This is a genomic window from Planktothrix prolifica NIVA-CYA 540, from assembly GCF_963864145.1.
Classification (GTDB): Bacteria; Cyanobacteriota; Cyanobacteriia; order Cyanobacteriales; family Microcoleaceae; genus Planktothrix; species Planktothrix agardhii.
Map to the genome: position 1 here is coordinate 3,658,171 of NZ_CAWLTW010000001.1, position 22,626 is coordinate 3,680,796.

25 protein-coding genes are annotated in these 22,626 nt (G+C 39.3%); 10 read left to right on the top strand and 15 right to left on the bottom strand.

From position 1 onward, the window contains the following. Positions 1-60: 60 nt before the first annotated feature. The 3 genes from AC559H_RS16305 to AC559H_RS16315 form a co-directional block, all read right to left on the bottom strand. A complete protein-coding gene (locus AC559H_RS16305; protein WP_026785261.1) occupies positions 61-1,791 on the bottom strand; it encodes a diflavin flavoprotein in 1,731 nt (576 codons plus the stop codon). 503 nt (positions 1,792-2,294) lie between these two features. After that, positions 2,295-2,915: a DUF3177 family protein gene (locus tag AC559H_RS16310; RefSeq protein WP_026796022.1), complete on the bottom strand. Its 621-nt coding sequence runs from the start codon at positions 2,913-2,915 to the stop codon at positions 2,295-2,297. Between the two features lie 108 nt (positions 2,916-3,023). Continuing rightward, positions 3,024-3,245: a Calvin cycle protein CP12 gene (locus tag AC559H_RS16315; RefSeq protein ID WP_026785259.1), complete on the bottom strand. Its 222-nt coding sequence runs from the start codon at positions 3,243-3,245 to the stop codon at positions 3,024-3,026. 189 nt (positions 3,246-3,434) lie between these two features. On the opposite strand from AC559H_RS16315, the gene AC559H_RS16320 reads away from it, so the two are divergent. Then, positions 3,435-4,691, top strand: a complete 1,257-nt coding sequence (locus AC559H_RS16320; protein WP_026796023.1) for an FIST signal transduction protein — start codon at positions 3,435-3,437, stop codon at positions 4,689-4,691. Positions 4,692-4,735: 44 nt separating this feature from the next. Beyond that, positions 4,736-5,335: a hypothetical protein gene (locus AC559H_RS16325; RefSeq protein ID WP_026785257.1), complete on the top strand. Its 600-nt coding sequence runs from the start codon at positions 4,736-4,738 to the stop codon at positions 5,333-5,335. Between the two features lie 78 nt (positions 5,336-5,413). Here AC559H_RS16325 and AC559H_RS16330 read toward each other — a convergent pair whose 3' ends face one another. Next, positions 5,414-6,427: a DMT family transporter gene (locus AC559H_RS16330; protein ID WP_051319487.1), complete on the bottom strand. Its 1,014-nt coding sequence runs from the start codon at positions 6,425-6,427 to the stop codon at positions 5,414-5,416. A gap of 26 nt (positions 6,428-6,453) precedes the next feature. Beyond that, positions 6,454-7,539: a metallophosphoesterase family protein gene (locus AC559H_RS16335; RefSeq protein ID WP_026796025.1), complete on the bottom strand. Its 1,086-nt coding sequence runs from the start codon at positions 7,537-7,539 to the stop codon at positions 6,454-6,456. Positions 7,540-7,947: 408 nt separating this feature from the next. Between AC559H_RS16335 and AC559H_RS16340 the strand changes: the two genes are divergently transcribed. Continuing rightward, complete coding sequence (locus AC559H_RS16340) at positions 7,948-8,235, top strand: hypothetical protein (RefSeq protein ID WP_026785254.1); 288 nt, start codon at positions 7,948-7,950, stop codon at positions 8,233-8,235. A gap of 313 nt (positions 8,236-8,548) precedes the next feature. Here the strand turns inward: AC559H_RS16340 and AC559H_RS16345 are convergent, their stop codons facing one another. The 7 genes from AC559H_RS16345 to AC559H_RS16375 all read right to left on the bottom strand — a co-directional run bounded on the left by AC559H_RS16345 (position 8,549) and on the right by AC559H_RS16375 (position 12,038). After that, entirely contained in the window at positions 8,549-8,962 is a 414-nt protein-coding gene (locus AC559H_RS16345) for a putative toxin-antitoxin system toxin component, PIN family (RefSeq protein ID WP_026796026.1), read from the bottom strand. Continuing rightward, a complete protein-coding gene (locus AC559H_RS16350; protein WP_026796027.1) occupies positions 8,959-9,198 on the bottom strand; it encodes a hypothetical protein in 240 nt (79 codons plus the stop codon). Before AC559H_RS16350 ends, AC559H_RS16345 begins: the two co-directional genes overlap by 4 nt. Positions 9,199-9,274: 76 nt before the next feature. Beyond that, positions 9,275-9,394, bottom strand: coding sequence for a DUF4926 domain-containing protein (locus AC559H_RS16355; RefSeq protein ID WP_234996832.1), 120 nt, complete (start codon positions 9,392-9,394; stop codon positions 9,275-9,277). Between the two features lie 92 nt (positions 9,395-9,486). Beyond that, positions 9,487-9,963, bottom strand: a complete 477-nt coding sequence (locus AC559H_RS16360; RefSeq protein WP_026796028.1) for a hypothetical protein — start codon at positions 9,961-9,963, stop codon at positions 9,487-9,489. 114 nt (positions 9,964-10,077) lie between these two features. After that, a complete protein-coding gene (locus AC559H_RS16365; RefSeq protein ID WP_026796029.1) occupies positions 10,078-10,764 on the bottom strand; it encodes a metallophosphoesterase family protein in 687 nt (228 codons plus the stop codon). Positions 10,765-10,766: 2 nt separating this feature from the next. After that, positions 10,767-11,336 (bottom strand): L,D-transpeptidase, encoded by a 570-nt coding sequence (locus AC559H_RS16370; RefSeq protein WP_081692440.1) that lies wholly within the window; start codon positions 11,334-11,336, stop codon positions 10,767-10,769. Positions 11,337-11,393: 57 nt separating this feature from the next. Continuing rightward, complete coding sequence (locus AC559H_RS16375; RefSeq protein ID WP_026796031.1) at positions 11,394-12,038, bottom strand: bifunctional 4-hydroxy-2-oxoglutarate aldolase/2-dehydro-3-deoxy-phosphogluconate aldolase; 645 nt, start codon at positions 12,036-12,038, stop codon at positions 11,394-11,396. A gap of 150 nt (positions 12,039-12,188) precedes the next feature. Here AC559H_RS16375 and AC559H_RS16380 point away from each other — a divergent pair, with 150 nt between their 5' ends. Continuing rightward, positions 12,189-12,707: a cupin domain-containing protein gene (locus AC559H_RS16380; protein WP_026796032.1), complete on the top strand. Its 519-nt coding sequence runs from the start codon at positions 12,189-12,191 to the stop codon at positions 12,705-12,707. Between the two features lie 63 nt (positions 12,708-12,770). Here AC559H_RS16380 and argS read toward each other — a convergent pair whose 3' ends face one another. Further along, positions 12,771-14,528, bottom strand: coding sequence for an arginine--tRNA ligase (argS, locus tag AC559H_RS16385; protein ID WP_026796033.1), 1,758 nt, complete (start codon positions 14,526-14,528; stop codon positions 12,771-12,773). 254 nt (positions 14,529-14,782) lie between these two features. Between argS and AC559H_RS16390 the strand changes: the two genes are divergently transcribed. From AC559H_RS16390 to ssuE, 5 genes are all read left to right on the top strand, one after another. Beyond that, complete coding sequence (locus tag AC559H_RS16390; protein ID WP_026796034.1) at positions 14,783-15,853, top strand: sulfonate ABC transporter substrate-binding protein; 1,071 nt, start codon at positions 14,783-14,785, stop codon at positions 15,851-15,853. Between the two features lie 252 nt (positions 15,854-16,105). Next, positions 16,106-17,266, top strand: coding sequence for an FMNH2-dependent alkanesulfonate monooxygenase (gene ssuD, locus AC559H_RS16395; RefSeq protein WP_026796035.1), 1,161 nt, complete (start codon positions 16,106-16,108; stop codon positions 17,264-17,266). Between the two features lie 3 nt (positions 17,267-17,269). Continuing rightward, positions 17,270-18,049 carry an aliphatic sulfonate ABC transporter permease SsuC gene (gene ssuC / locus AC559H_RS16400; RefSeq protein ID WP_026796036.1) on the top strand — a complete coding sequence of 260 codons (780 nt, stop codon included), beginning with the start codon at positions 17,270-17,272 and terminating at the stop codon, positions 18,047-18,049. Positions 18,050-18,071: 22 nt separating this feature from the next. Then, on the top strand, positions 18,072-18,851 hold the full coding sequence (locus AC559H_RS16405) for an ATP-binding cassette domain-containing protein (RefSeq protein WP_026796037.1): 780 nt from the start codon (positions 18,072-18,074) through the stop codon (positions 18,849-18,851). 22 nt (positions 18,852-18,873) lie between these two features. After that, positions 18,874-19,437 (top strand): NADPH-dependent FMN reductase, encoded by a 564-nt coding sequence (ssuE, locus tag AC559H_RS16410; RefSeq protein ID WP_026796038.1) that lies wholly within the window; start codon positions 18,874-18,876, stop codon positions 19,435-19,437. 158 nt (positions 19,438-19,595) lie between these two features. Here the strand turns inward: ssuE and AC559H_RS16415 are convergent, their stop codons facing one another. Then, the gene (locus tag AC559H_RS16415) at positions 19,596-19,961 is read right to left on the bottom strand and encodes a phage holin family protein (protein WP_036831440.1); all 366 of its coding nucleotides are present in this window, start codon (positions 19,959-19,961) and stop codon (positions 19,596-19,598) included. Positions 19,962-20,112: 151 nt separating this feature from the next. Beyond that, positions 20,113-21,204 (bottom strand): redox-regulated ATPase YchF, encoded by a 1,092-nt coding sequence (gene ychF / locus AC559H_RS16420; protein ID WP_026796040.1) that lies wholly within the window; start codon positions 21,202-21,204, stop codon positions 20,113-20,115. A gap of 358 nt (positions 21,205-21,562) precedes the next feature. Between ychF and AC559H_RS16425 the strand changes: the two genes are divergently transcribed. After that, positions 21,563-22,588 carry a DNA cytosine methyltransferase gene (locus AC559H_RS16425; protein WP_051319488.1) on the top strand — a complete coding sequence of 342 codons (1,026 nt, stop codon included), beginning with the start codon at positions 21,563-21,565 and terminating at the stop codon, positions 22,586-22,588. Positions 22,589-22,626: the final 38 nt, after the last annotated feature.

Genomic DNA, 22,626 nt, shown 5'->3' on the forward strand with positions numbered 1-22,626 from the left:
AGCATCGATCCCCCCTGGCCCCTGCCCTTATTAAGCAGGGTTAGGGGGGATTAAGGGGGATTAATAATGATTTCCGACTTTGCGATGGTGAACCGCAGGTAGCACATCAGGATCACTGACTCGTCCATTATCAACGGTGGCGTAAACAATCCAATGATCACTTAACTCCATCCGACTTTGGACTTGACATTCTAAATAGGCTAAGGAATCTGTTAGAATCGGACTGCCATTATTAGCAGTTTGGGTATTAATTCCTTCAAACCGATCCGCACCAGGAGTAAATCGTTTTAAGAAGTGTCTCATCAGTTTTTGATAATTACTTTCTGCCAAAACATTCAGCACAAATTTATCATCAACCTGCATTAACGCTTCAATGGCTCGATCCTTAGCAACGGCAATGGTTAATCCTAATGGTTGAAAACTTGCTTGAGTCACCCAGGAGGCTAACATCGCACTACTAACTTCTCCTTTTTGAGCCGTAATAATATACAATCCACCGCTTAAGCGTCCCATGGCTTTATCTAAGTTACTATCCAGGGATTTCATCTGCTTAACGGTTTTATCTCGACTCAACCATTGTCCGATATCTGTACCCGCTTCATCGCAGGTTTGATAGGTGGTATCATGGGGAGTTTCCGTAATCCGAATTGAAGGAAAGACTTGCTTTAATCCAGCATCATTGAGTTTAACTTGCAACGGATATAATGATAAATCATTTCCCCCTCCCGACTCATATAAACCGTAGGATTGTTTATTATGAGCCGATGCAATAATGGTGTTAATTGTTTCTTCTGCAAGTTCAGAACCTAAACCAGAAACCGGGGGCATTCCGATTATAAATCCCGCAGAACCCATCACTAATTCTCGCACTTCTGTCGCTTCAGCCGTGCGTAAATCCATCATTTCTACGGCAACACCTGTTTTTGTAATGCCGTGGGCGATGGCTTGGGAGAGGCGATCGCTATAGCCATAGTCGGAGAAATAAAACACCGCTACAGTGGTTTCAGATTTAGTTTGTTCGTGACTCCATTGCCAATAACGTCCTTTTAGTTCTTCTAAATTATGCCGTAATAATGGGCCGTGTCCCGTGGCAATTGTGGTAATTTCTCCTAAAGGTTCCATGCGTTTCATCGCATTAATTACCGAACGAGCATTAGGAGCCATTAAACACTCATAATAAAAGTGAAAATCTGGTTCAAGTGCCGCTAAGTTTGTATCGTAGGTTTGATCGGAACAATAGTGCATTCCAAACGCATCGCAAGTAAATAAGGTTTGGCTTTTCCGATCAAAGCTAAAAATTGTATCCGGCCAATGTAAATTCGGAGCAGATACAAATTCTAAAACATGATCATTTCCTAAATCTAAGGTATCGCCATTTTTAACTAATTTACGTTCAAAGGGGGTATGGGTTAAATTTTCTAAAAATTGAATTGCTACCTTCGACCCCACAACCGTAACATTGGGAGCAAGTTCTAGGATATCTTTAACTAGGCCACTGTGATCGGGTTCGGTATGACTAATAATTAAATAGTCAATATCCGCAGGATTAATTAATCCTTTGAGTGTGTCTAAATATAGTTGCCGGAATTTGGCATGGGATGTGTCAACCAGGGCTATTTTTTCCCCGCGAATGATAAATGAATTATAGGTTGTACCGTTTTGCAGGCCAAATTCTATATCAAATCTTTCCCGATCCCAGTCCAGGGAACGAATAGCAGTGGTATCAGCAGCAATCTCTTGAACTTCAATTGTTAAACGATTTTGTTTTACACGATCAGTGAGGGCTACCATTCATGACCTCCCTAGATAATTGGTTATGACTTTGACTTGTTTCCCTATTGTGACACGGATTAATCGTAAAGATTTATTAAAAAACCTATCACCCAGTTCAGCTTTACTTTTGTAAAGCTGTTGATGGTTGGCGAGTATCCTCGCTCCCCTGGCTTTTCCCGCGCCCATCTTTACAAAGCCTTAACAATTGCTAACAAATTTTTACACAATTCTTGAATAGGGGGCTTGACCCCTCACCCAAAAAAAGTTATATTGTGGTATGTAGATGCACCCTGATGGTAGGGAGAGTGGCTAAGGCGACTCTCTCTTTCTTTTTGTTCTTTGATGGTAGACCGTGAGGCAGGTTTATAAGTAGTTGCACAAAATAAATTACCTAGTTGAGAGAGGGAACACCGGAACAGCCCCCCCAAACCCCCCGTGCACGCAGGGCTAGGGGGGGAGGGAACAGGGTAGAGGATGTGTAATTAATTTTGTTTAGGTACTTATAGAACTTGCCCATATCCCTATCCCATGGCGGAACGTCCCTGTTTTCCCAATTTAAAGAATACAAAATAACCCAAATAAAGAATATAAACAGCTAAACCCACTAAAGCAAAAAAGCCTAAAAATTGAGGGGTCAAATTAGGACTAAAAGTTTGTCTATATAACCAGGGAGGGTCTAGCCAAATCCGACAAGTCGCATCGGCGATTAAATTTTTTTGACCTTGAGAAAATCCACAATGTACAACCGGAATTAAAGCGATCGCACCCAAAAGATTATAAACCGTTGCCGCCCAACGCCAAGAAGTAAAGATTAACTTCAGACCCGAATTAGGCATTTCTGAAACTTCTTCATTCAGATCCACCCAAAACCAGAGGGAAATCAGAATTAAAACCCGTGCCATAATAGAAGTCAGAAAACCAATCGGGAGGGCAGCAATCATTAAATACAAACTAATGATCAACAAACTAGCAACACGAAAATAGGTGATCATTAAGCGTTGAATAGCTTCAGCTTTCTGAACAAAAGCCCAAATAAAGATCACAAAGGGAATAATTAGTGCAAATATAACCGCCAGCCTATAGTCCGTCCAGACCAACGGTTGTAACCAGGGAGATTCGACGGCTAGTAAACAATTAAACATCCTAAATTATCAAATCCAATTAACAAAAATTAAGCAACTGGGTTAACTAAAGTTAACTCCCAGTTGCTGATCAATTAACAAAGACTATAAAAACCCAAAAACAACGGATTAGTCTTCATAAATACGACATTCATCCGCACCAGGGTTATCGTTGCAATAGACTTCAAAAGAGTTTTTGGGTTTTTTTTGTTTTTGGTGTGAAGCTTCAGCTTGTAATTCTTCTACAGCATCCCAAGCTGCTGCACACTCTTTAGAGTTCGAGCCAGTGACATCACAGACTGTGCGGGCTCCCTCTACTTCTTTCTCGATGACTTCGTTGATGTCGTTCATAAACCTTTCGTCCAATCCAAATCTACTAAGTACAGGTTCCAATTATACTTTAGAACATTTTTCAACAGTTCAGTCAACCCAGACAGTAACATTCATTGGATCTGCTGTATTCCACACAATCTGCTATCTTAGCACAAGAGAGCCGACTATTGAGGGAGGGCGAAGATGGCAGAATCAACAACCAAACCTATGCGCTGGGTCAGTGCTTTATCTGAACGTCCTTCCTTGGAAGCGGCGGTAAAAGAAGTTGTGGAAATCGCTCAAGATGCCTTACGAGCTTCTCCAGACCTAGGTTTAGTCTTTATTTCCTCGGCCTTTAGTAGTGAATATTCCCGACTGATGCCCTTACTCCAAGAACATCTCAATCTTCCCATGCTGATCGGTTGTGGTGCAGGGGGTGTGATTGGCATGAATTCCGATTACCAGGCTGAGGAAATTGAGGGAGAACCCGCTCTGAGTCTCACTTTAGCCCATTTACCGGATGTTGCAATTCATCCGTTTCATCTATCGGCCGATGATTTGCCTGATTTGGATAGTTCCCCGGATCAATGGGTAGAATTAATTGGAGTTAAACCCGAAGATCAGCCCCAATTTATTCTGTTAGTTGATCCCTACTTTGGTCAAATTAATGATTTCCTGCTGGGTTTAGATTACGCCTACCCGGGTTCGGTAAAAGTGGGAGGAGTGGCCAGCACTGGAGCCATGGGTGGGGCTACAGGGGTATTTTCCGGTTCCAAACGCTATTCTGAGGAAATTGTTGGTTTGGCGTTGTCTGGTAATATTGTGATTGAAACCATTGTTGCTCAAGGTTGTCGTCCCATTGGCCATCCCTATCGCGTGACCCAAGCTGAACGCAATATTGTTTTAGAAGTGGAAACTCCATCGGCAGATTCTGAACCAGAAACCAAGTTTTCCGTTTCTGTGCGCTTATCTCCCCTAGAAGCATTGCAGGATCTGGTACAGGAATTAAGCGAAGAAGATCGACAACTGGCTCAACATTCTTTGTTTGTTGGGGTAGTGCGGGATGAATTTAAACAGAAATTAGAACCTGGGGATTTTTTAATTCGGAATTTAATTGGGGTCGATCCCAAGGCTGGGGCCATTGCTATTGGCGATCGGGTTCGTCCCGGCCAACGGATTCAATTTCACCTCCGAGATTCTCGCACTTCCGCAGAAGATTTAGAATTATTAATCGAACGTTATCAACGACAGGCTTCTTCCTTTCCCCAAGGAGTCACAAATGCCGGAGCATTGATGTTTTCTTGTTTGGGACGGGGAGAAGGGCTTTATGGGGAACCGAATTTCGACTCCCGACTATTCCGACGATATTTTAATATTCCCTTGAGTGGCTTTTTCTGCAATGGTGAAATTGGCCCGGTGCGAGATACTACGTTTCTACACGGTTATACCTCGGTTTTTGGAATTTGTCGGCAAAAAAATTATTAATTAATATCAATTCAATTTTTGTAAAAACTAAGTGTTTGAAGTTTATGCAGGAAAATTCACAACAGCTTTTGGTTTTGACTCAATTGTTTAAAGTCGGTATTGATCGGGCGGATATGATGTTAGAAACTATCTGCCGATCGCCGATCAAGTTAAAGTTACTATCTATCGATTTATTCCCCCCGCAACAGTTAACTATGCAGTTGGAAAAACGGTTGGGTACTAAGGATCTAAAATCGGTAGAAATGGTATTTACAGGGGAGTTTCAAGGGAATACTCAACTGATGTTTCCGAAACAAACTGCGACAATATTAATTGATTTGATTGAAAGTGAAGATCGGCGCAAATTAGATAAAGGAGCTTTTGAAAAAGCCATTTTTAGCGAAGTAGGAAATATTTTTTATAATGGGATTATGGGAGTGATTAGTACCCTCTGTGAATATGGAATTACCTATATGATTCCTAAATATAAAGAAGGAGATCTGAGAAATCTATTGTTCGGGAGTTTATCTCCTAAATATTCAATTGCTTTGATCGGAACTATTGAAATATTCAAAGATCGAAATTTAGTCTTCTGGTTTCAATTTGATACTTTGGAAAAACTCTTGGAAAAAAGCAGTAATATTGAGGATTATTTTGATGTTTAATTATAGATAAGGGTAATTACGAATTACGAATTACGAATTACGAATGGGTAATGGGGAAGAAAAGAGTTCACTTTAGTTTTAGACTCCTTTAAATCCTGTTTTTATTTCTTGTTCTAAAAGATTAGATTGAGCTTGAGGAGATTTTTTGATTAACCCAAGTTGGCTTAAAATAATTCCCAAAATAATAACTATTCCCCCAATATATTGAGCAATTGTCGGGGTTTCTCCCAATATAAAATAGGCAGCCAAAATTCCTGCCAATGGGCTAAAAGAACTCACCAAAGAAACATCTGAAGCCGTCGTATTTTTAATTCCCTGAAACCAGCAGATTTGACCTCCTACGACAATTATGATTCCATAAACTAACATCCATTGCCATAAAAAAGGAGAAAAAACATCCATAAAATGTTGTGATCCAAATATGTGCATAGCAACTATAAAAAAAATAATTGTTCCCGTGATTGTACGAAAAATCGTAAAAATTCCTAAAGGGATTTTTTGTAGTTTAACTTTACTAATAATACTAGAAAAAGCCAAGGCGATCGCACCTCCAAGAATCATTAATTCAGGAATCCCGATCATCAAACTGCCTCCCATTTCTATCATACCAGATTCAGGAGGTTGAAGCATAATCGTTAAAGCCACCCCCACAAAGGAAATTATTGCACCCAGAATTACCCAAAAATTGACTTTTTCCTTGAGAATAAAAATTGACAAAGCTAAGGCTAAAGCGGGTTCAATTCTACCAATTAAAACCACATTATTAACGGTGGTTTGTTCCAGGGCTGAAAAAATTAAAGCCGGGGCGATCGCACTGGATAAAATAGCAACCGTTAACAGACCAAACCAATCAGATACTGAAAGTTTTTTAATGTTGTTTACCGTCCATTGTCTCCCATAAATCAGTAATAAAGCCAATAAAGCACAAACATTTCCCACAAATAAAACATTACAAAAAGCTATAGGGTTTCTCCCATTAATTAAATGTTGTCCACCCAGATCCGCTAGTTTGCTCACAATTGCATTAGAAGTGGCAAAAATAATAATAGCTAAGGCTAAATAACCCCGACCCGTCATTAAATTTTTATTCATCTGCTTAATTGTAGAGGATCTAAACTTTAAGATAAAACTAACTGTGCAAAATTATCAATTTGATCTGTAGCACTAAATTCTTCAAAGTAGCGGCGCACAGACGGCGGAAAAACCTCAAAATTAAATTGAGTATCTCCGTTGGCGATATCTGCCCAAAAATAACGCAAATGGGGAACTAATTGTTCGGCTTCTTGAATCGTTAATCTTAACGGTGGATTGGTTAATAGTTTCATCATAAAGGGAAAAGAATGCTCCCCCATCCATTCCCGTGATTTTACGGATAAATCTGGCCAATCTTCAACGGCGGTAATTCGATGGGATTCTATCTTTAAAACGGGTTTTCCCTGAGCATTTGTATGAACACAAATCACGCGATAGGGATGGGGATAACTAACTAATGATCCTGTGGTAATATCATAAATTCCTTGCCATTGGGCAATATCTTGAACGTGCAAATGTCCGGTAAAAACTAACTGCACCCCCGCCTGTTTTAAAATCTCTAAAAAACGCGGAGCATTTTCTAACATATATCTTCGTCCCAAGGAATTCGTCGCCTGTCCTGGTAAATGTTCAATCACATTATGATGAATCATCACAAAAACCAATTGATTTTTGACTTGAGATAATACCTGTTCTAACCACTCTAACTGTTCTGACTTTAAACAGCCTATTTGATTGCCATTAACATCAAAATGATTGGAATTTAACCCAATTAATTGTAACCCGGGTAAAATTTCCTGGGTATAATCTAAACCTTGATGGTTTTCATAGCCAAAAGCTCGATAATATTGGGGAAATTCCTTCAATCCAATGGAATTTTTATGGCTTTCTAAGGCTGGAATATCATGATTGCCAGGAATTACATAAACTGGATAGGGAAGTTGGCTTAATCGTTGACTTAACCATTGATGATTTTCCCGTTCTCCATGTTGAGTTAAATCTCCGGGTAAGAGTAGAAAATCTAAATCTAATTCCCCTAAATGGTCTAATGCCAATTCTAAAGCGGGGATACTCACTTCCACTAAATGGAAACGATGGGGATGATCCCAAATTGTTTGAGGCAGAGCAATATGCAAATCACTGACAATGGCAAATTTAAAATTTAAGTTCATAAACAAATTGATAAAAGGGCTAACAAAAAAGGTATTACTCGACGCAATAATTGACAAAATTAAGGCATATCTAAAAGTTCATGATTTTATTAAATTGGATGAACTTTGATCTCTTTACTAAAAGAATACAGCGAAATTAATCCCATTTTTTAAACAATATTAATAATATTAACATTACTTCATTATTTTCTCCAGTAACGGTCGAATATTTTTATTTTTACAGATAAAATTTAATCAGCCTAAAAAGGGGTATGTTTGTACATTTCAATACAGAAGCAACGGATTTTTAGGGATAAACAATCTGTATATGTACTCATTTCTTAAATAACTCTAACATAAAGTTGGAATTCTTTAAGAAATGTAATACAATAGTTAAATAATTGTTAAGGATTTTCAGCAGTATTATCAATGCACAAAGACTATTACGGCTTGTTAATCTCCACCCTCAGTTTTCGCCATCGCTGGAAATGGCAAATTATTCTCCCCTATGGCGAATATTTGACCTCCGACGAGGACTACGCCTCCGCAGAAGAAGCACTTAGGGAAGGAAAATCTTGGTTAGAACGGAAGTCAGCGTTTAATGCCATTAATAGCTGTCTGGCTCAGTTTTATAGTGCAGGGGTGCTCAATCCTTCGGAATACAGCAGTCTGATAGATTCTCTGCGGGGAATTACCGAAAGCTGTTCATCGGATTAAATCGGTTTGAATTCATCAATCCAACCTGTCCGAAAATGACCGATTTGATTGGCTTGCCAAATTCTACCACTATTAATATCTAAACCCGTTAACCAACCTTGTCCATAAACCCAAGTATCAATACAAATGGCAAGGTTTGATCACCCCCCCATTTAAACCAAGCATCGAAATTTTTGTTTAACAGGACTTACGCAAGGACGCTATATATAGCGCATTAATCTGGTTCAGACAGAAGGGCGATATGCCTCCGGCACGCTACGCGAGCGCGCTTATAATAAAGAGAATCAATCTGTGTTTGATCCCTCATTAACTTTCAAGAACTAGCATCAACTACCAACCGCTTAAACAAAGAAACTGAAATAATTTTAGTATCTTCCCAGGTTTTTACTTCAGTTAAATCTCTATCTCCTGTAATCAAAAAATCCGCCTTAGCCGCCACAGCACAAGCGAGAAACTTAGCATCTTTTCTATCTCTAGGAAAATCTACCTCAACATTTACTTCTAAAACTGTAGTAAATTGCTCTATAAAAGTTAACCACTCTGTCCGTATTTCTTCCGTTAAAGGAAACTTAGGACGATTTAAAACTTCTTTGTATTCAGTTAAAATCTCTGGTGATATAATCCATTCATAATTAGGATGATCAGCCACAAACTGAATCACAATCCTCGGATTGCGTCCTTTTAGAACAGCAGATACTAAGACATTGGTATCAATAATAACTTTCATTCCCCTCTACGATAAGCTTCAATTTCTGCGGTAATTTCTTCTTCCGTAATATCTTCTACCCCTGGCAAAGCTTGGGTGCGATCAAATAATTCTCGCAACTTTTGACTCATTTCTGCACGGGGATTTTCTTCTGCTAAAATAATCACCTCTACTCGCTGTCCGGGTTGAAAAGGTAAATCTGATAAAATCACCTGTTTCGGGTCTTCTATCGTGATGTAAGCTTTATAAGCATTCATAAATAGTTCCTCTTAATTAAATGCTGAAAATTTTATTTTACTGTCCTTTTAACAAACCTCAAAATTCAACTAAAATTTATTCTGACAACCTCTGATCATGCAAAAGCATTAATTGATTAGCGTTCAAAGTCTCTATAGCATAAGCCCGACCGTTTAAATCACTATATTCTACCTCAAAAATATTCGGTTTGTACACTATCGAATAGTTTTATTTATGAATCCACTTTTCCATTCCTTGTAATTACCTTCTCCCACAGCGTACTGCCAAAGGTTCTTATATTGTCAAATTTAATTTCTAGGGCATTTTCCTGAGTTGATATATTCACGAAAGCTCTTAGCATAAAGATAACTTTTCGATTTCCACCAAGCAGCCACTCCCGGCTGTGCCAAATGATCTCGTATATTTTGACCCCAGCCAGCCCATAATTCTTCTTCTAATAACTTATTATTATATTGGTAATATAAATTCTCGTATAAATTGAAAAAGCTAGACATAAGCTCATTAAATCTAGCCAATTGTGTTTCGTTGAATTTGTCGCTACTTGCCTGTCCCAACCTATATATTTTTGCTACTTCTGCATCCTGGCTAATGCGGGATTCAATCTCAGCAAAAGCAGTGATAATTGATTGATAAGTTGCGCCTTTAGTTGCTCTTGTACTCTCCCTCACTTGGATAGCCACATAAATTAGAGACACAACTATTACAATCGTCTGAATGATATCAGTAACATCACCTATAGAAAGTGAAATCTGAGATAAAATCATTTTTTCTATATTTCCTGCTAATTTTTTATTTAGAGCTTTCCTTCAAGTAACATTATAACATTCTCAGCAACCAGAACGTACAAGGCAATGTTACCGATAACGCTGTTCACCCGATTAAAGGGGTTTGAATTCGTCAATCTCAGCCGTCCGAAAATGACCGATTTGATTGGCTTGCCAAATTTTACCACTATTAATATCTAAACCCGTTAACCAACCTTGTCCATAAACCCAAGTATCAATACAAATGGCATAGCCTAAATTAACTGGTTTACCAATGGTTTGACGGGTATGACCACAAACCATAGTTTTTCCTGAAATATGGGGTTTCGCATGATGAAATTTTGCCCCAAATAATTGTTCTGTGGGTTGTTGATTTAAGGGAAGTTGGGGGTCAACATTCCCATGAACAAAAAAATGGTTTTCCGTTTCCCAATAGTTCACACACAGGTTTTCCATAAATTCCCAATGGTGAGCGGGAATAGTTTGTAAATAAAATTTTTTCTCTGTTTTAGGATAGGAAGCTAAGGTTTGATCTCCCCCCCATTTAAACCAAGCATCAAACTGTTGGGGAGAATTTCGTGCTTCTAACATCATGATTTCGTGGTTTCCCCGCAGGGCGACTAACTGTCCGGTTTTGTGCAGGGTAATCAGTCTTTCCAGTACCCCGTTAGAATCTGGCCCTCGATCCACATAGTCCCCTAGGGTAATGATTAAATCATCGGTTTGAGGCTTAATCATAAATAGGAGAGTATCCCAAGCCATTGAACAGCCGTGAATATCACCAATGGCAATAATTCGCATATTTAGTTATGTACAATAACGGGGGTTCCCACCGATGCCCACTCAAATAACCATTTGGCATGATTAACTGCCACATTCGTACAACCGTGGGAAACGGGTGTACCAAATAAATTATGCCAATAGGCTCCATGAATGGCCATGCCACCGTCGTAGTACATTGTATAGGGAACATCGGGAACATCATAATCCGGGCCGGTCATGCGAGTTGTTTCATATTTGGTATAAACTTTAAAGACTCCGGTGCGGGTGGGAGTGTCCGCTTTTCCGGTGGAAACAATTACTGCATAAACGGGTTGATTTCCTTCCCAAGCTATTAATCTTTGTCGAGATAAATCTATTAAAATCCAACGTTCAGAAGATTGCTGTAATTCTATCATATTACGCGCAATCAGGTTGTGTTGTTCATTGGCGATCGCTAAATTTACTGGGGAAAATCCGGTAATTAATGTTAATATTGTCGCCGTTGCTATTATTCCCAAAAAACTTGATTTTGTTCTGGGAAAATGGGGTTGTTTGACCGGATTAAACCTGAAATCAGAGAGGGATTGAATTAGGGGGTTGAGCGTTTTCATAATCTACTCCTCTTGTTTAACTTAATTTAGATCAATGGGTGTGATTGTTAAATTCAATTATAGGGAAATTTCCGAGAACTGTTGTAGGAGGGTTTGAGTTTTTTTGGCGATCGCTTGCCAATTTTGTTCTCCAATTAAATCAGGTGGAAATAAATCTCCAGCCAGTCCCACCGCGATCGCTCCCGCTTGAATAAACTCAACAGCATTGTTTAAAGTTACCCCTCCCGTGGGAATCAAGGGGATATTTCCCATCGGCCCTTTAATACTTCTAATATAATCTACACCACCGACCGCAGAAATAGGAAATACTTTAACACAACTAGCCCCTGCTTGCCAGGCGGTGATGATTTCGGTGGGGGATAATGCCCCGGGAATTATGGGAATTTCCGCTTGTTTTGCCACCTGAATCATATCAGGGTTGGTATGGGGAGAAAATAGGAATTGCGCCCCGGATGCGATCGCATTCTGCACGTCTTCAATGGTAAATAATGTTCCAGTTCCGATCAAACATTCTGGCAATTCAGACCGTAATTCCGCAATTAATTCTGGGGCTTGATCGCTATTCCAAGTAATTTCAATTAACCCCATGCCTCCGGCGGCGGTCGCCTGAGCCATTTGTTTTCCGAGTTGCCTTTGGCGAGTGCGGATAACGGCGATCGCTCGATATTTTTTTAACCAAGATAACCAAAGTTCAGAATTCACTTTTAAATTAAAATATCCTTAAAATTGATTAACAATATTACCTAATTTATTATAGCATATTTAAGATATTATTATTCCCTATGCTCGTCTATAAAACTTAAAAATCTATGTTAAAATCAGAAAAATCAAACAATCTTATTAATTAAATTTATGATTAGTGTAGAAGAATTAATTGAAAAATATCAGCTTATTCCCCATCCTGAAGGTGGATATTTTCGAGAAACCTATCGTTCTGAGGGTGTAATTTATCAGAATGCTTTACCCGAACATTTTAAAGGTGATCGCAACTATTGTACAGGAATTTATTTTCTACTACCCCAAGGGACAAAATCCTGTTTGCATCGGATTCAATCTGATGAAATGTGGCATTTTTATTTAGGAGGTTCCATGACTCTGATCTTAATGCACGAAGACTATGGGGTACAAAATATTATTCTTGGGTCTAATATTTTAGCAGGAGAACAAGTCCAGTTTGTGGTTCCGGCGGGATGGTGGTTTGGGGGTTATCCTAATTCTGAAAGTTCCTATAGTTTCGTTGGTTGTACCGTTGCACCCGGGTTTGATTTTGCCGACTTTCAATTAGCAAATCGCTATGAACTACTCCAGAAATTTCCAGGATCTACGGATATTATTTTAACATTAACCCCTGATTTAGAATTAATAATATAACAGGAAGCAGGGGGAGCAGGGGGTGTAAACTCATTCGTAATTCGTAATTCGTAATTCCCCATATTACATCCGTTCTAAGACAGAAATTCCTAACAAAGATAACCCTAATTTTAAGGTTTTTGCCGTTAAATCACATAATGATAAACGAGAAGTCCGTTGAGGTTCTCTGGCTTTCACGACGTCACATTGCTCGTAAAACTGATTAAATTTTTGGCTTAATTCAAACAAATATTGACATAAGCGGTTAGGTAATAGATCTTTAGCAACTTCCTCTAAAATATCCTGCAATTGTAATAAATGTTTAGCCAAAACCACTTCTTCATCTGCTTCTAAAACCAGTTGAATATCTGTTTCTAACTTTTGCCAATCAATATTTCCCTTACGACTAATTCCTTGAATTCTTACATAGGCATAGAGCATATAAGGAGCCGTATTTCCTTGTAATGATAACATTTTATCAAAACTAAAAATATAATCACTGGTGCGATTTTGGCTTAAATCTGCATATTTAACCGCACTCAAACCCACTATTTCCGCCACATGATCAATAAACTCCTGGGTTTCCGTGCGTCCTTCAGCTTTGATGCGGGTTTCTAAATCCTTTTTAGCATAATTGACCGCCTCATCTAATAACTCCCTTAAACGCACGGTTTCCCCAGAACGAGTTTTTAATTTTTTGCCATCTTCCCCTTTCACAACTCCAAAAGCAACATGAACTAATTCGACATTTTCCGGTATCCAACTCGCCCGTTTTGCTACTTGCCAAAACTGCATAAAATGGTTGGTTTGTCCAGCATCGGTAACATAAATAATTCGAGTCGCTTTCTCGGTTTCAATCCGATGTCTTAACGCAGCTAAATCCGTTGTAGCATAATTATAGCCACCATCGGATTTCTGCACAATTAATGGTAAAGGTTCTCCTTCTTTATTAGTAAAACCTTCTAAAAATACACATTTTGCCCCCTGATTTTCGACTAATAATCCTGTTTTTTCTAATTCTTCAACAATTTGGGGTAAAAATTGATTATAAAAAGATTCTCCTCTTTCAGTTAATTTAATCCCTAAATCATCATAAATTAACTGAAATTCTCGCCGAGATTGTTCACATAATAATTGCCACGCCCGACGGCTATCTTCTGCCCCCGCTTGTAGGCGTACAACCTCTTGACGGGAGGTTTCTTTGAAGGTTTCATCCTGATCAAATCTAACTTTAGCTTGACGATAAAACTCTACTAAATCCCCTAAAACTAAAGCATCTGCTGTGATTAAAGCTTCAGGATAAACTTCTCTTAAATAGGTAATTAACATTCCAAATTGAGTTCCCCAGTCCCCAACGTGGTTAAGACGTAAAACCTCATGTCCTTGAAATTCTAAAACCCTAGCAATGCTATCTCCAATAATCGTAGATCGGAGATGTCCGACGTGCATTTCTTTAGCAATATTCGGACTAGAAAAATCTACAATCATTTTTTGGTTAGGGTTAACTTTAGGAATATTTAACCGTTCATCCCCTAACATTTTTTGGAGTTGGATTTGTAAATAGTCTGTTTTCAAGCGTAAATTAATAAAACCAGGGCCAGCAATTTCCGGAGTTTCGCAAATTTCATCAATAATTAAATTGTCTATAATTTGAGTTGCGATCGCTCTAGGATTACTTTTTAAAGGTTTAGTTAAAGACATCGCCAAATTACATTGATAATCACCAAATTTAGGATTAGTTGATGCAACTACCATCGGATCAATTGTGGCAAAATCTTCACCAAAGGCAGCTACTAACGCTTGATTAAATTTAATCTTGAGAAGTTCTACTGTAGATGTCATAAAATAAATAGTTCCGGTTTAAGGCTTCATTTAAAGATGTGCTTTTGAGTCGATTGTACCTTGAATTCAGTTCATCCAGAAAACATAACTATTGCTGGGCTTGATACCTAAGTCCTAACCTGCTCAGGTGGCCATCTGGGGTCGGGAAGTGGTGGCTCCATAATCTGAAAATAAATTAATTTACAAATGTATTGAAATTCAATTGAAAGTATAATACACTTTCCCTATCAATTTATGATAAATTCTGTACAGAGATGACTAAATGGTCTGCACGGTTAAACATTCCTTCTTGGCTGCAACTTCTCTCAAAAGCCATGAAACGCCGTTCTATTCTACGTTTTATGGGTTTATTCGCTGGCGGTTTGTGCTTAAGTTTTGCCTTAGCCGCTTGCGGAGGCGGAAATTCCGCCAGTACCTCAACCCCAACCCCTATAGCAGCTAACACAGCCACACCATCAAGTGCAGTAGTTAGAATTGGCTATCAAAAATCTGCTACCCTCCTCAACACCTTAAAATCCCAAGGAACTTTAGAAAAGCGTTTACAACCCCAAGGGATAACAGTTCAATGGTCGGAGTTTTCGGCTGGCCCAGCAATTTTAGAAGGCTTAAATGTCGGACAAATTGACTTTGGTTATACAGGAGAAACCCCGCCAATTTTTGCACAAGCGGCGAATGCACCCTTAGTTTATGTTGCCTATGAACCATTAGGGCCCAAAGCCGAAGCAATTTTAATTCCCAAGGATTCAACAATTCAAAGTGTGGCGGATTTAAAAGGGAAAAAAGTTGCCTTAAATAAAGGTTCAAATGTGCATTATTTACTCGTAGCAGCATTAGAAAATGCCGGGTTGCAATATACCGATATTACTCCGGTTTTTCTGCCTCCGGCCGATGCCAGGGCAGCCTTTGAACAAGGAAGCGTTGATGCTTGGGTGATTTGGGATCCTTATGCAGCCGTTGCCGAAACCGCTATTGGGGCAAGAATTTTAACCGATGGTACAGGATTAGTGGAAAACCGAGGCTTTTTCTTAGCATCTCAAAAGTTTGTTGATCAAAATCCCCAAGTTGTTACCGCCATATTAGAAGAACTGAAAACCACTAGCCAATGGGCACAAACCAACCCTCAAAAAGTGGCAGAATTTCTATCTAAAGAAACCGGAATTGATATTGACTCTCTATTATTAGCCGAAAAAAGACGCAATTATGGTGTTGATCCCTTAACTCCAGAAACAATTTCTGGTCAACAAAAAATTGCCGATACCTTTTACCGATTAAAACTCATTCCTAAAGAAATCAGTATTCAATCGGTGGTTAAAAATCTGGTCTAATCAGTTAACAGTCTTTGTAGGGGGACGGCGCGCCCATCCGTGTCAACGACCGCCGAAAACCCGTGATTACAGCCGAGATCAGATCCCCCTAAATCCCCCTTAAAAAGGGGGACTTTGATCTCCTGTTCCCCCCTTGTTAAGGGGAGCCACTGCGGTCTTGGGGTCTCCCCAAGTGGAGCAAGTGGCGTGGGCTAGGGGGGATCATTTGACCGATAACTGTTTCTCGGAATTGACAATTTTAGGAATAAAAAAATGCAAATTCTCTGGTTTTTTCCCACTCATGGAGACGGACGTTATTTAGGAACCACCTATGGCGGACGGGCCGTTAATCTGGACTATTTACAACAAATTGCTCAAGCCGTTGATCACCTGGGCTACACCGGGGCACTGATTCCCACCGGACGCTCCTGTGAAGATGCTTGGATTGCTGCGTCGTCCCTAATTTCCGTCACCCAACGGATGAAATTTTTAGTCGCCCTCCGTCCCGGAATGACTACCCCTAGCACGGTAGCGAGAATGGCCTCCACCTTTGATCGCCTCTCTGGGGGGCGGTTACTGGTGAATGTCGTCACCGGAGGTGATCCCGTAGAAATGGCGGGGGAAGGTCTGTATCTGTCCCATGATGATCGTTATGAGTTAACCGATGAATTTCTTCAGATTTGGCGCCGGGTAATGGCTGGGGAAACCGTTGATTTTAAGGGGAAATATCTGGATATTCAAGGGGCAAAATTGTTGTTTCCTCCAGTACAAAACCCCCATCCGCCCCTGTGGTTTGGGGGTTCATCCCCGGCAGCTATGGAGATCGCGGCCAAACAAATTGACGTGTATTTGACCTGGGGAGAACCCCCGGCACAGGTGGCTGCAAAAATTGCCCGGATGCGTCAATTGGCTGAAGCCCAAGGTCGTACCCTCAAGTTTGGGATTCGTCTCCACGTTATTGTCCGTCGTACCTTAAATCAAGCCTGGGATGCGGCAAATGAATTGATTGAATATGTCGATGATCAGGCGATCGCAGATGCCCAAAAAGCTTTATCTCGTACCGACTCCGAGGGACAACGGCGGATGAGCGAACTGCATGGAGGCTCAAAAACTGCCCTGGAAATTAGCCCCAATTTGTGGGCGGGTGTGGGGTTAGTCCGGGGCGGGGCGGGCACTGCATTAGTCGGGGATGCTGATACGGTTGTTAAACGGATGTTGGAATATCAAGCATTAGGAATTGAAACCTTTATTTTCTCCGGTTATCCCCATTTAGAAGAAGCCTATCGGGTTACAGAATTATTATTTCCCCATCTGCCTTTAGACTATCAACCTCCTTCTTTAGAGACTAATATGATGAGTCCTTTTGTTGGAGAAATTATTGGTAATGATCGCCATCCTAGTTCACAAAAAATTACCAGTCCTACGGCTTCCTAAATTATGGCTACAAAAGGGTTGAAAAAATCTTTGAATCATCCGATTATTCCTTGGCTTGTGCCTGTGGGATTCTTGCTGATTTGGCAATTTTTATCTCAAATAGGTTGGTTATCCAATCGGGTTTTACCCCCCCCGACGGATGTGATACAAGCCGCGATTACATTAACGTTAAGTGGTGAATTGTTCAAACATATTTTGATTAGTACCCAACGGGCGATCGCTGGATTTATCGTTGGGGGAATAATTGGGGTCAGTTTGGGCTTGCTGAATGGCATTTCCTTCCGGGCTGAAAAATTCCTCGATACTTCTTTGCAAATGATCAGGAATATTCCCCACTTAGCCTTAATTCCTTTAGTAATTCTTTGGTTTGGAATTGGGGAAGAAGCTAAACTTTTTTTAGTTTCTTTTGGGGTGTTTTTTCCCCTTTATATTAATACTTTTTACGGGATTAAAACCGTAGATGCGGGATTAATTGAAATGGGAAAAGTCTATGGATTAAATTCTTGGGGTTTATTTTGGCAAGTAATTCTGCCCGGGGCGTTACCTTCAATTTTAGTTGGGGTGCGCTATGGATTAGGAATTATGTGGTTAACCTTAATTGTGGCTGAAACCATTGCCGCTAATTCGGGAATTGGTTATATGGCGATGAATGCCCGGGAGTTTATGCGAACCGATGTTGTGGTTTTAAGTATTCTCATGTACGCCTTATTAGGAAAATTAGCCGATGCGATCGCCTGTGGATTAGAAGCCAAATTATTACAATGGCATCCAAGTTATCAATAGAAATACTAGGAGAATATACACTATGAACACAGAAATTAGAGGGGCAGATCTGAAGCTTTTGGGATTAAGTAAATCCTTTGGTCAAACCTCTGTTTTATCCCATTTAGACTTAGATATTAAACCCGGAGAATTTGTCGCCATTGTCGGGCGGAGTGGCTGCGGAAAAAGTACCTTATTACGATTAATTTCCGGGTTAGATCGTCCGACTTCTGGGGGTGTATTAGTGGATGGAGAACCCCTACATCAACTAAATCCCTCAGCCAGAATCATGTTCCAAGATTCCCGTCTATTATTCTGGTGTCGGGTATTGGAAAATGTCGGTTTGGGACTGCGGGGGGACTGGAGGCCCAAAGCCTTAGATATGCTGGCACAGGTGGGTTTAGCGGATCGATCTCAGGACTGGATCGCAGTTTTGTCGGGGGGACAACGGCAACGGGTGGCGTTAGCCAGGGCGTTGGTCAGTCAACCTCGTTTACTGCTTCTCGATGAACCCTTGGGGGCGTTAGATGCTTTAACTCGAATTGAAATGCAATCTTTGATTGAACAATTGTGGTTAGAAAAGCAGTTTACGACTTTATTAATTACCCATGATGTTGAAGAAGCCGTGGTTTTAGCGGATCGAGTTTTGTTATTAGAAGCAGGACAAGTCACGATGGATGTAGATATTCCCCTTTCTCGTCCTCGATATCGCGGTGATCCTAATTTTGGACGATTAGTTGAACAAATTTTAGCCAGGGTTTTAAATAGTAATTCTTCTGTTAAAAATCCATTACAACTAGCAGAATCAGGTTCACATTTTTAATTATCACCTAGGAGTTTTTCAAATGACAAAAATTGTGGCGATCGCCGGTAGTCCTTCCCATCCCTCTCGGACTTATGGAATTGTCGAATATGCCTTGAATTTATTGGCTGAAAATGGGTTTGAAACCGATATAATTTCGGTTCGGGATCTGCCTTCAGAAGATTTAATCTTTGGACGCTATGATAGTCCCGCTTTAGAACCTGCAAAAGCATTAATTCAAGCCGCATCGGGGTTAATTATTGCTACACCCGTTTATAAAGCAGCTTATACCGGGGTATTAAAATCTTTTTTAGATTTATTACCGCCCAAATTTCTATCGGGTAAAGTGATTTTACCGATCGCAACTGGGGGAACAATTGCCCATTTATTAAGTATTGATTATACCCTAAAACCCGTTTTATCAGAATTAGGCGCGGAATATTTATTAAATGGGGTTTATGTAGTTGATAAACAAATTCAACGTCAAGAGGATGGTAGTTTTTTATTCGATGAAGAAATTCAACAACGTTTACAAAAATCTATCCAAGATTTAGGACAAGCAGTTGAACAAATATCTAACTCTGCTGAAAAATTAATTTCGGCTTAAATTCTATTTTGGGGGGTTTGGTCTGTAAACCCCTAAGATTGTTTTCACAAATCCCTGTGCATTAATTAACAATTAATCCAATTAGTTAGATAGAGACTGATAAAGGTGCATTCCTGGGTTTATATTCGTTGTTCTCTGGTTAGTATGAATTAGAATTATTAAATACCGACTTTTGCTAATACCTGAAACAGAACTGAATTAATAAAACTCAGGGCTAAAGCTCCAATTATAGCACTCCAAACTCCCCAACGTAAACGAAATCCTTCCACCAGTTTAGCCGCTAAAGCAAACATAGCCACGTTGAGAATAAACGAAACAAAAGATCCGGCAAAAATTAAAGTCGCTGGAGCTATAATTAAGGCTAAAATTGGACGAATTAAAGCATTAACAATTCCAAAAACCGCCGCCGAAATTAGGGCTTTTTTGAAATCCTCAATTTCAACTCCAGTAAATTGACTCAGTAAAGCAATCAAATATAAGCTGACGGCTGTTACTAACCAAGCGATTAACAAACTAACCAACATTTTGAGAACTCCAATATTTCTATAACGCCTAATTTTAACCCTAATTCATCACAATCTGAAGATAAAATTATAAAATCTTTATTTTTCCTTAATAAAATTTAAGATAAATTCACCCCGCACCTGCTACCAGTACGGGGTTTACCGTCAGAAATTAAACATTAAATCGGAATAATAGCACATCTCCTTCTTGGACAATATACTCTTTCCCTTCACTGCGAACTAATCCTTTTTCCTTCGCAGCATTCATCGAACCAGTCGCCACTAAATCCTTATACGCCACCGTTTCCGCTCGAATAAATCCCCGTTCAAAATCAGAGTGAATCACTCCGGCGGCTTGGGGTGCGGACATTCCAGCTTTAATTGTCCAGGCGCGAGTTTCTTTCGGGCCAGTGGTTAAATAGGTGCGTAATCCTAATAATTCATAAGTGGCTCTAATTAAGGATTTTAAACCTCCTTCTTCTACTCCCAAAGAAGCCAAAAAGTCAGCCCGTTCTTCTTCCGACAAATCCACTAATTCCGATTCTACCTGTGCCGAAATAATCACTACTTGAGCATTATCAATTTTTGCCACTTCCCGGACTTTTTCAACTTGGGCATTTCCTGTTGCTAAATCATCTTCTGAGACGTTTGTTGCATAAATTACAGATTTTTGAGTGACTAAACCCAACCCTTTTACTGCTTCTAGTTCTTCTTCAGTTAATATTGCTTGACGGGCGGGTTTTCCTTCATTTAATAAAACTGCAATTTTTTCTAAAGCGGTGACTTCAAATTGCGCTTCTTTGCTGGTTTTGGCTTGTTTGCGGGCGCGGTCGATGCGTCGTTCAACTTGAGATAAATCTGATAAGGCTAATTCTAAATTAATAATATCAATATCTCGCAAGGGATCAATTGAACCCGAAACGTGAATAATATCATCATCTTCAAAACAGCGAACGACATGAACAATGGCATCTACTTCTCGAATATGGGATAAAAATTGATTCCCTAACCCTTCTCCTTGACTCGCCCCTTTGACTAATCCAGCAATGTCTACAAATTCAATTCGAGTGGGGATAATTTGTTCAGACTTGGAGATTTTTGCTAATACATTTAACCGTTCATCGGGAACTCCGACAACGCCGACATTCGGTTCAATAGTACAAAAGGGAAAGTTCGCCGCCGTCGCCTTAGCATTGGCAACTAAAGCGTTAAATAATGTCGATTTACCAACGTTGGGAAGTCCAACAATTCCGGCTCTTAGCATGGGTTCGATGGTTGAGTTAAACGTTCAATAGACTATCAATTTATGATTATAAACCTTCTGGGGACAAATTCAACAAAGCTGTATCTAAATTTAAAGAAGTTTCATCTTTAACTTGTTTCATTATTAAGATAAAATGAATGTACTGTATCTGCATTGTTTACCACAAAGACACAAAGACACGAAGAAAGAAAGAAGAATAATTAATGGGATATGGGTTGTGGAAATGGTATCGTTTAATCATAACATAGAAAACCCTCATCAGTCCCTTGCCTGACTAAAAACTACTATCAACTTAGAATGACTCTTTTATCGGTTCCTTTGTGTCTTTGTGGTTACTTCTACATACAATAGTTAAAATATGGATAATTCTCTTAAAATAGCAGATTTATTTTCTGGAATCGGTGGGTTAAGATTGGCTTTTGAAAGGGCTGCTTATCAATGTGTTTATTCTTGCGAAAAAGATCCCGCTTGTCAATCTGTCTATTTTAATAACTTTGGAGAAAAGCCAGAGGCAGATATTACTAAAATTGATTATAATAATCTTCCTGAATTTGATCTATTAACCGCCGGATTTCCCTGTCAACCCTTTAGTATTTGTGGAAAACGTCAAGGGTTTCAGGATACTAGAGGAACCCTATTTTTTCATATTTGCGAAATTATAGAAGTCTATCATCCCAGGGTTATTGTCTTGGAAAATGTTAAGCATTTGTTACATCATGATCAGGGAAAAACCCTCAAGACTATTTTATATTCTTTAGAAGATTTAGGCTATTCTGTTGATTATAAATTATTGAATGCTAAAGACTTTGGACTTCCTCAAAATCGAGAGCGAGTAATTATTATCGCTTGCAAAGATCAACAATTTTCTTTCTCAAAATTGCCAAGGGTTTATCCTGTTCCTAAATTAAGAGATTTTTTAGATAATACGGGAAAATTTGAATACTTAAACCCAGAAGAATATACGTTAATTGAGGGTTACAAACAACAGTCATCGGGTTTAATTTTTGTAGGATATCGAAATAAAAATATTTGGAAAAAAGGGATTAGACCCAATACAGAACATTTATCTAGGGTACATCACCAACCGAATCGAATTTACTCTATTGATGGAGTCCATCCCACTATTCCATCCCAGGAAACATCGGGACGTTTCTTTATTTATATTCCCGAAGAAAATCGAGTTCGTAGGTTAACTATTCAAGAATGTTATAGAATTATGGGGTTTCCTGATACGTTTAAATTGCATCCCAATTTGGGAGAATGTTATAAACAAATTGGAAATTCTGTTTGTATTCCCCTATTTCAAGAACTTGCTATACAGATTAGAGAGCAAATTTTTCGTTTTTCTGATTATCAGTATTTATCTGGAATTAGATCAATATAATTATTAATAGGCTTTACCATTGTCAACATGGCTTTAGA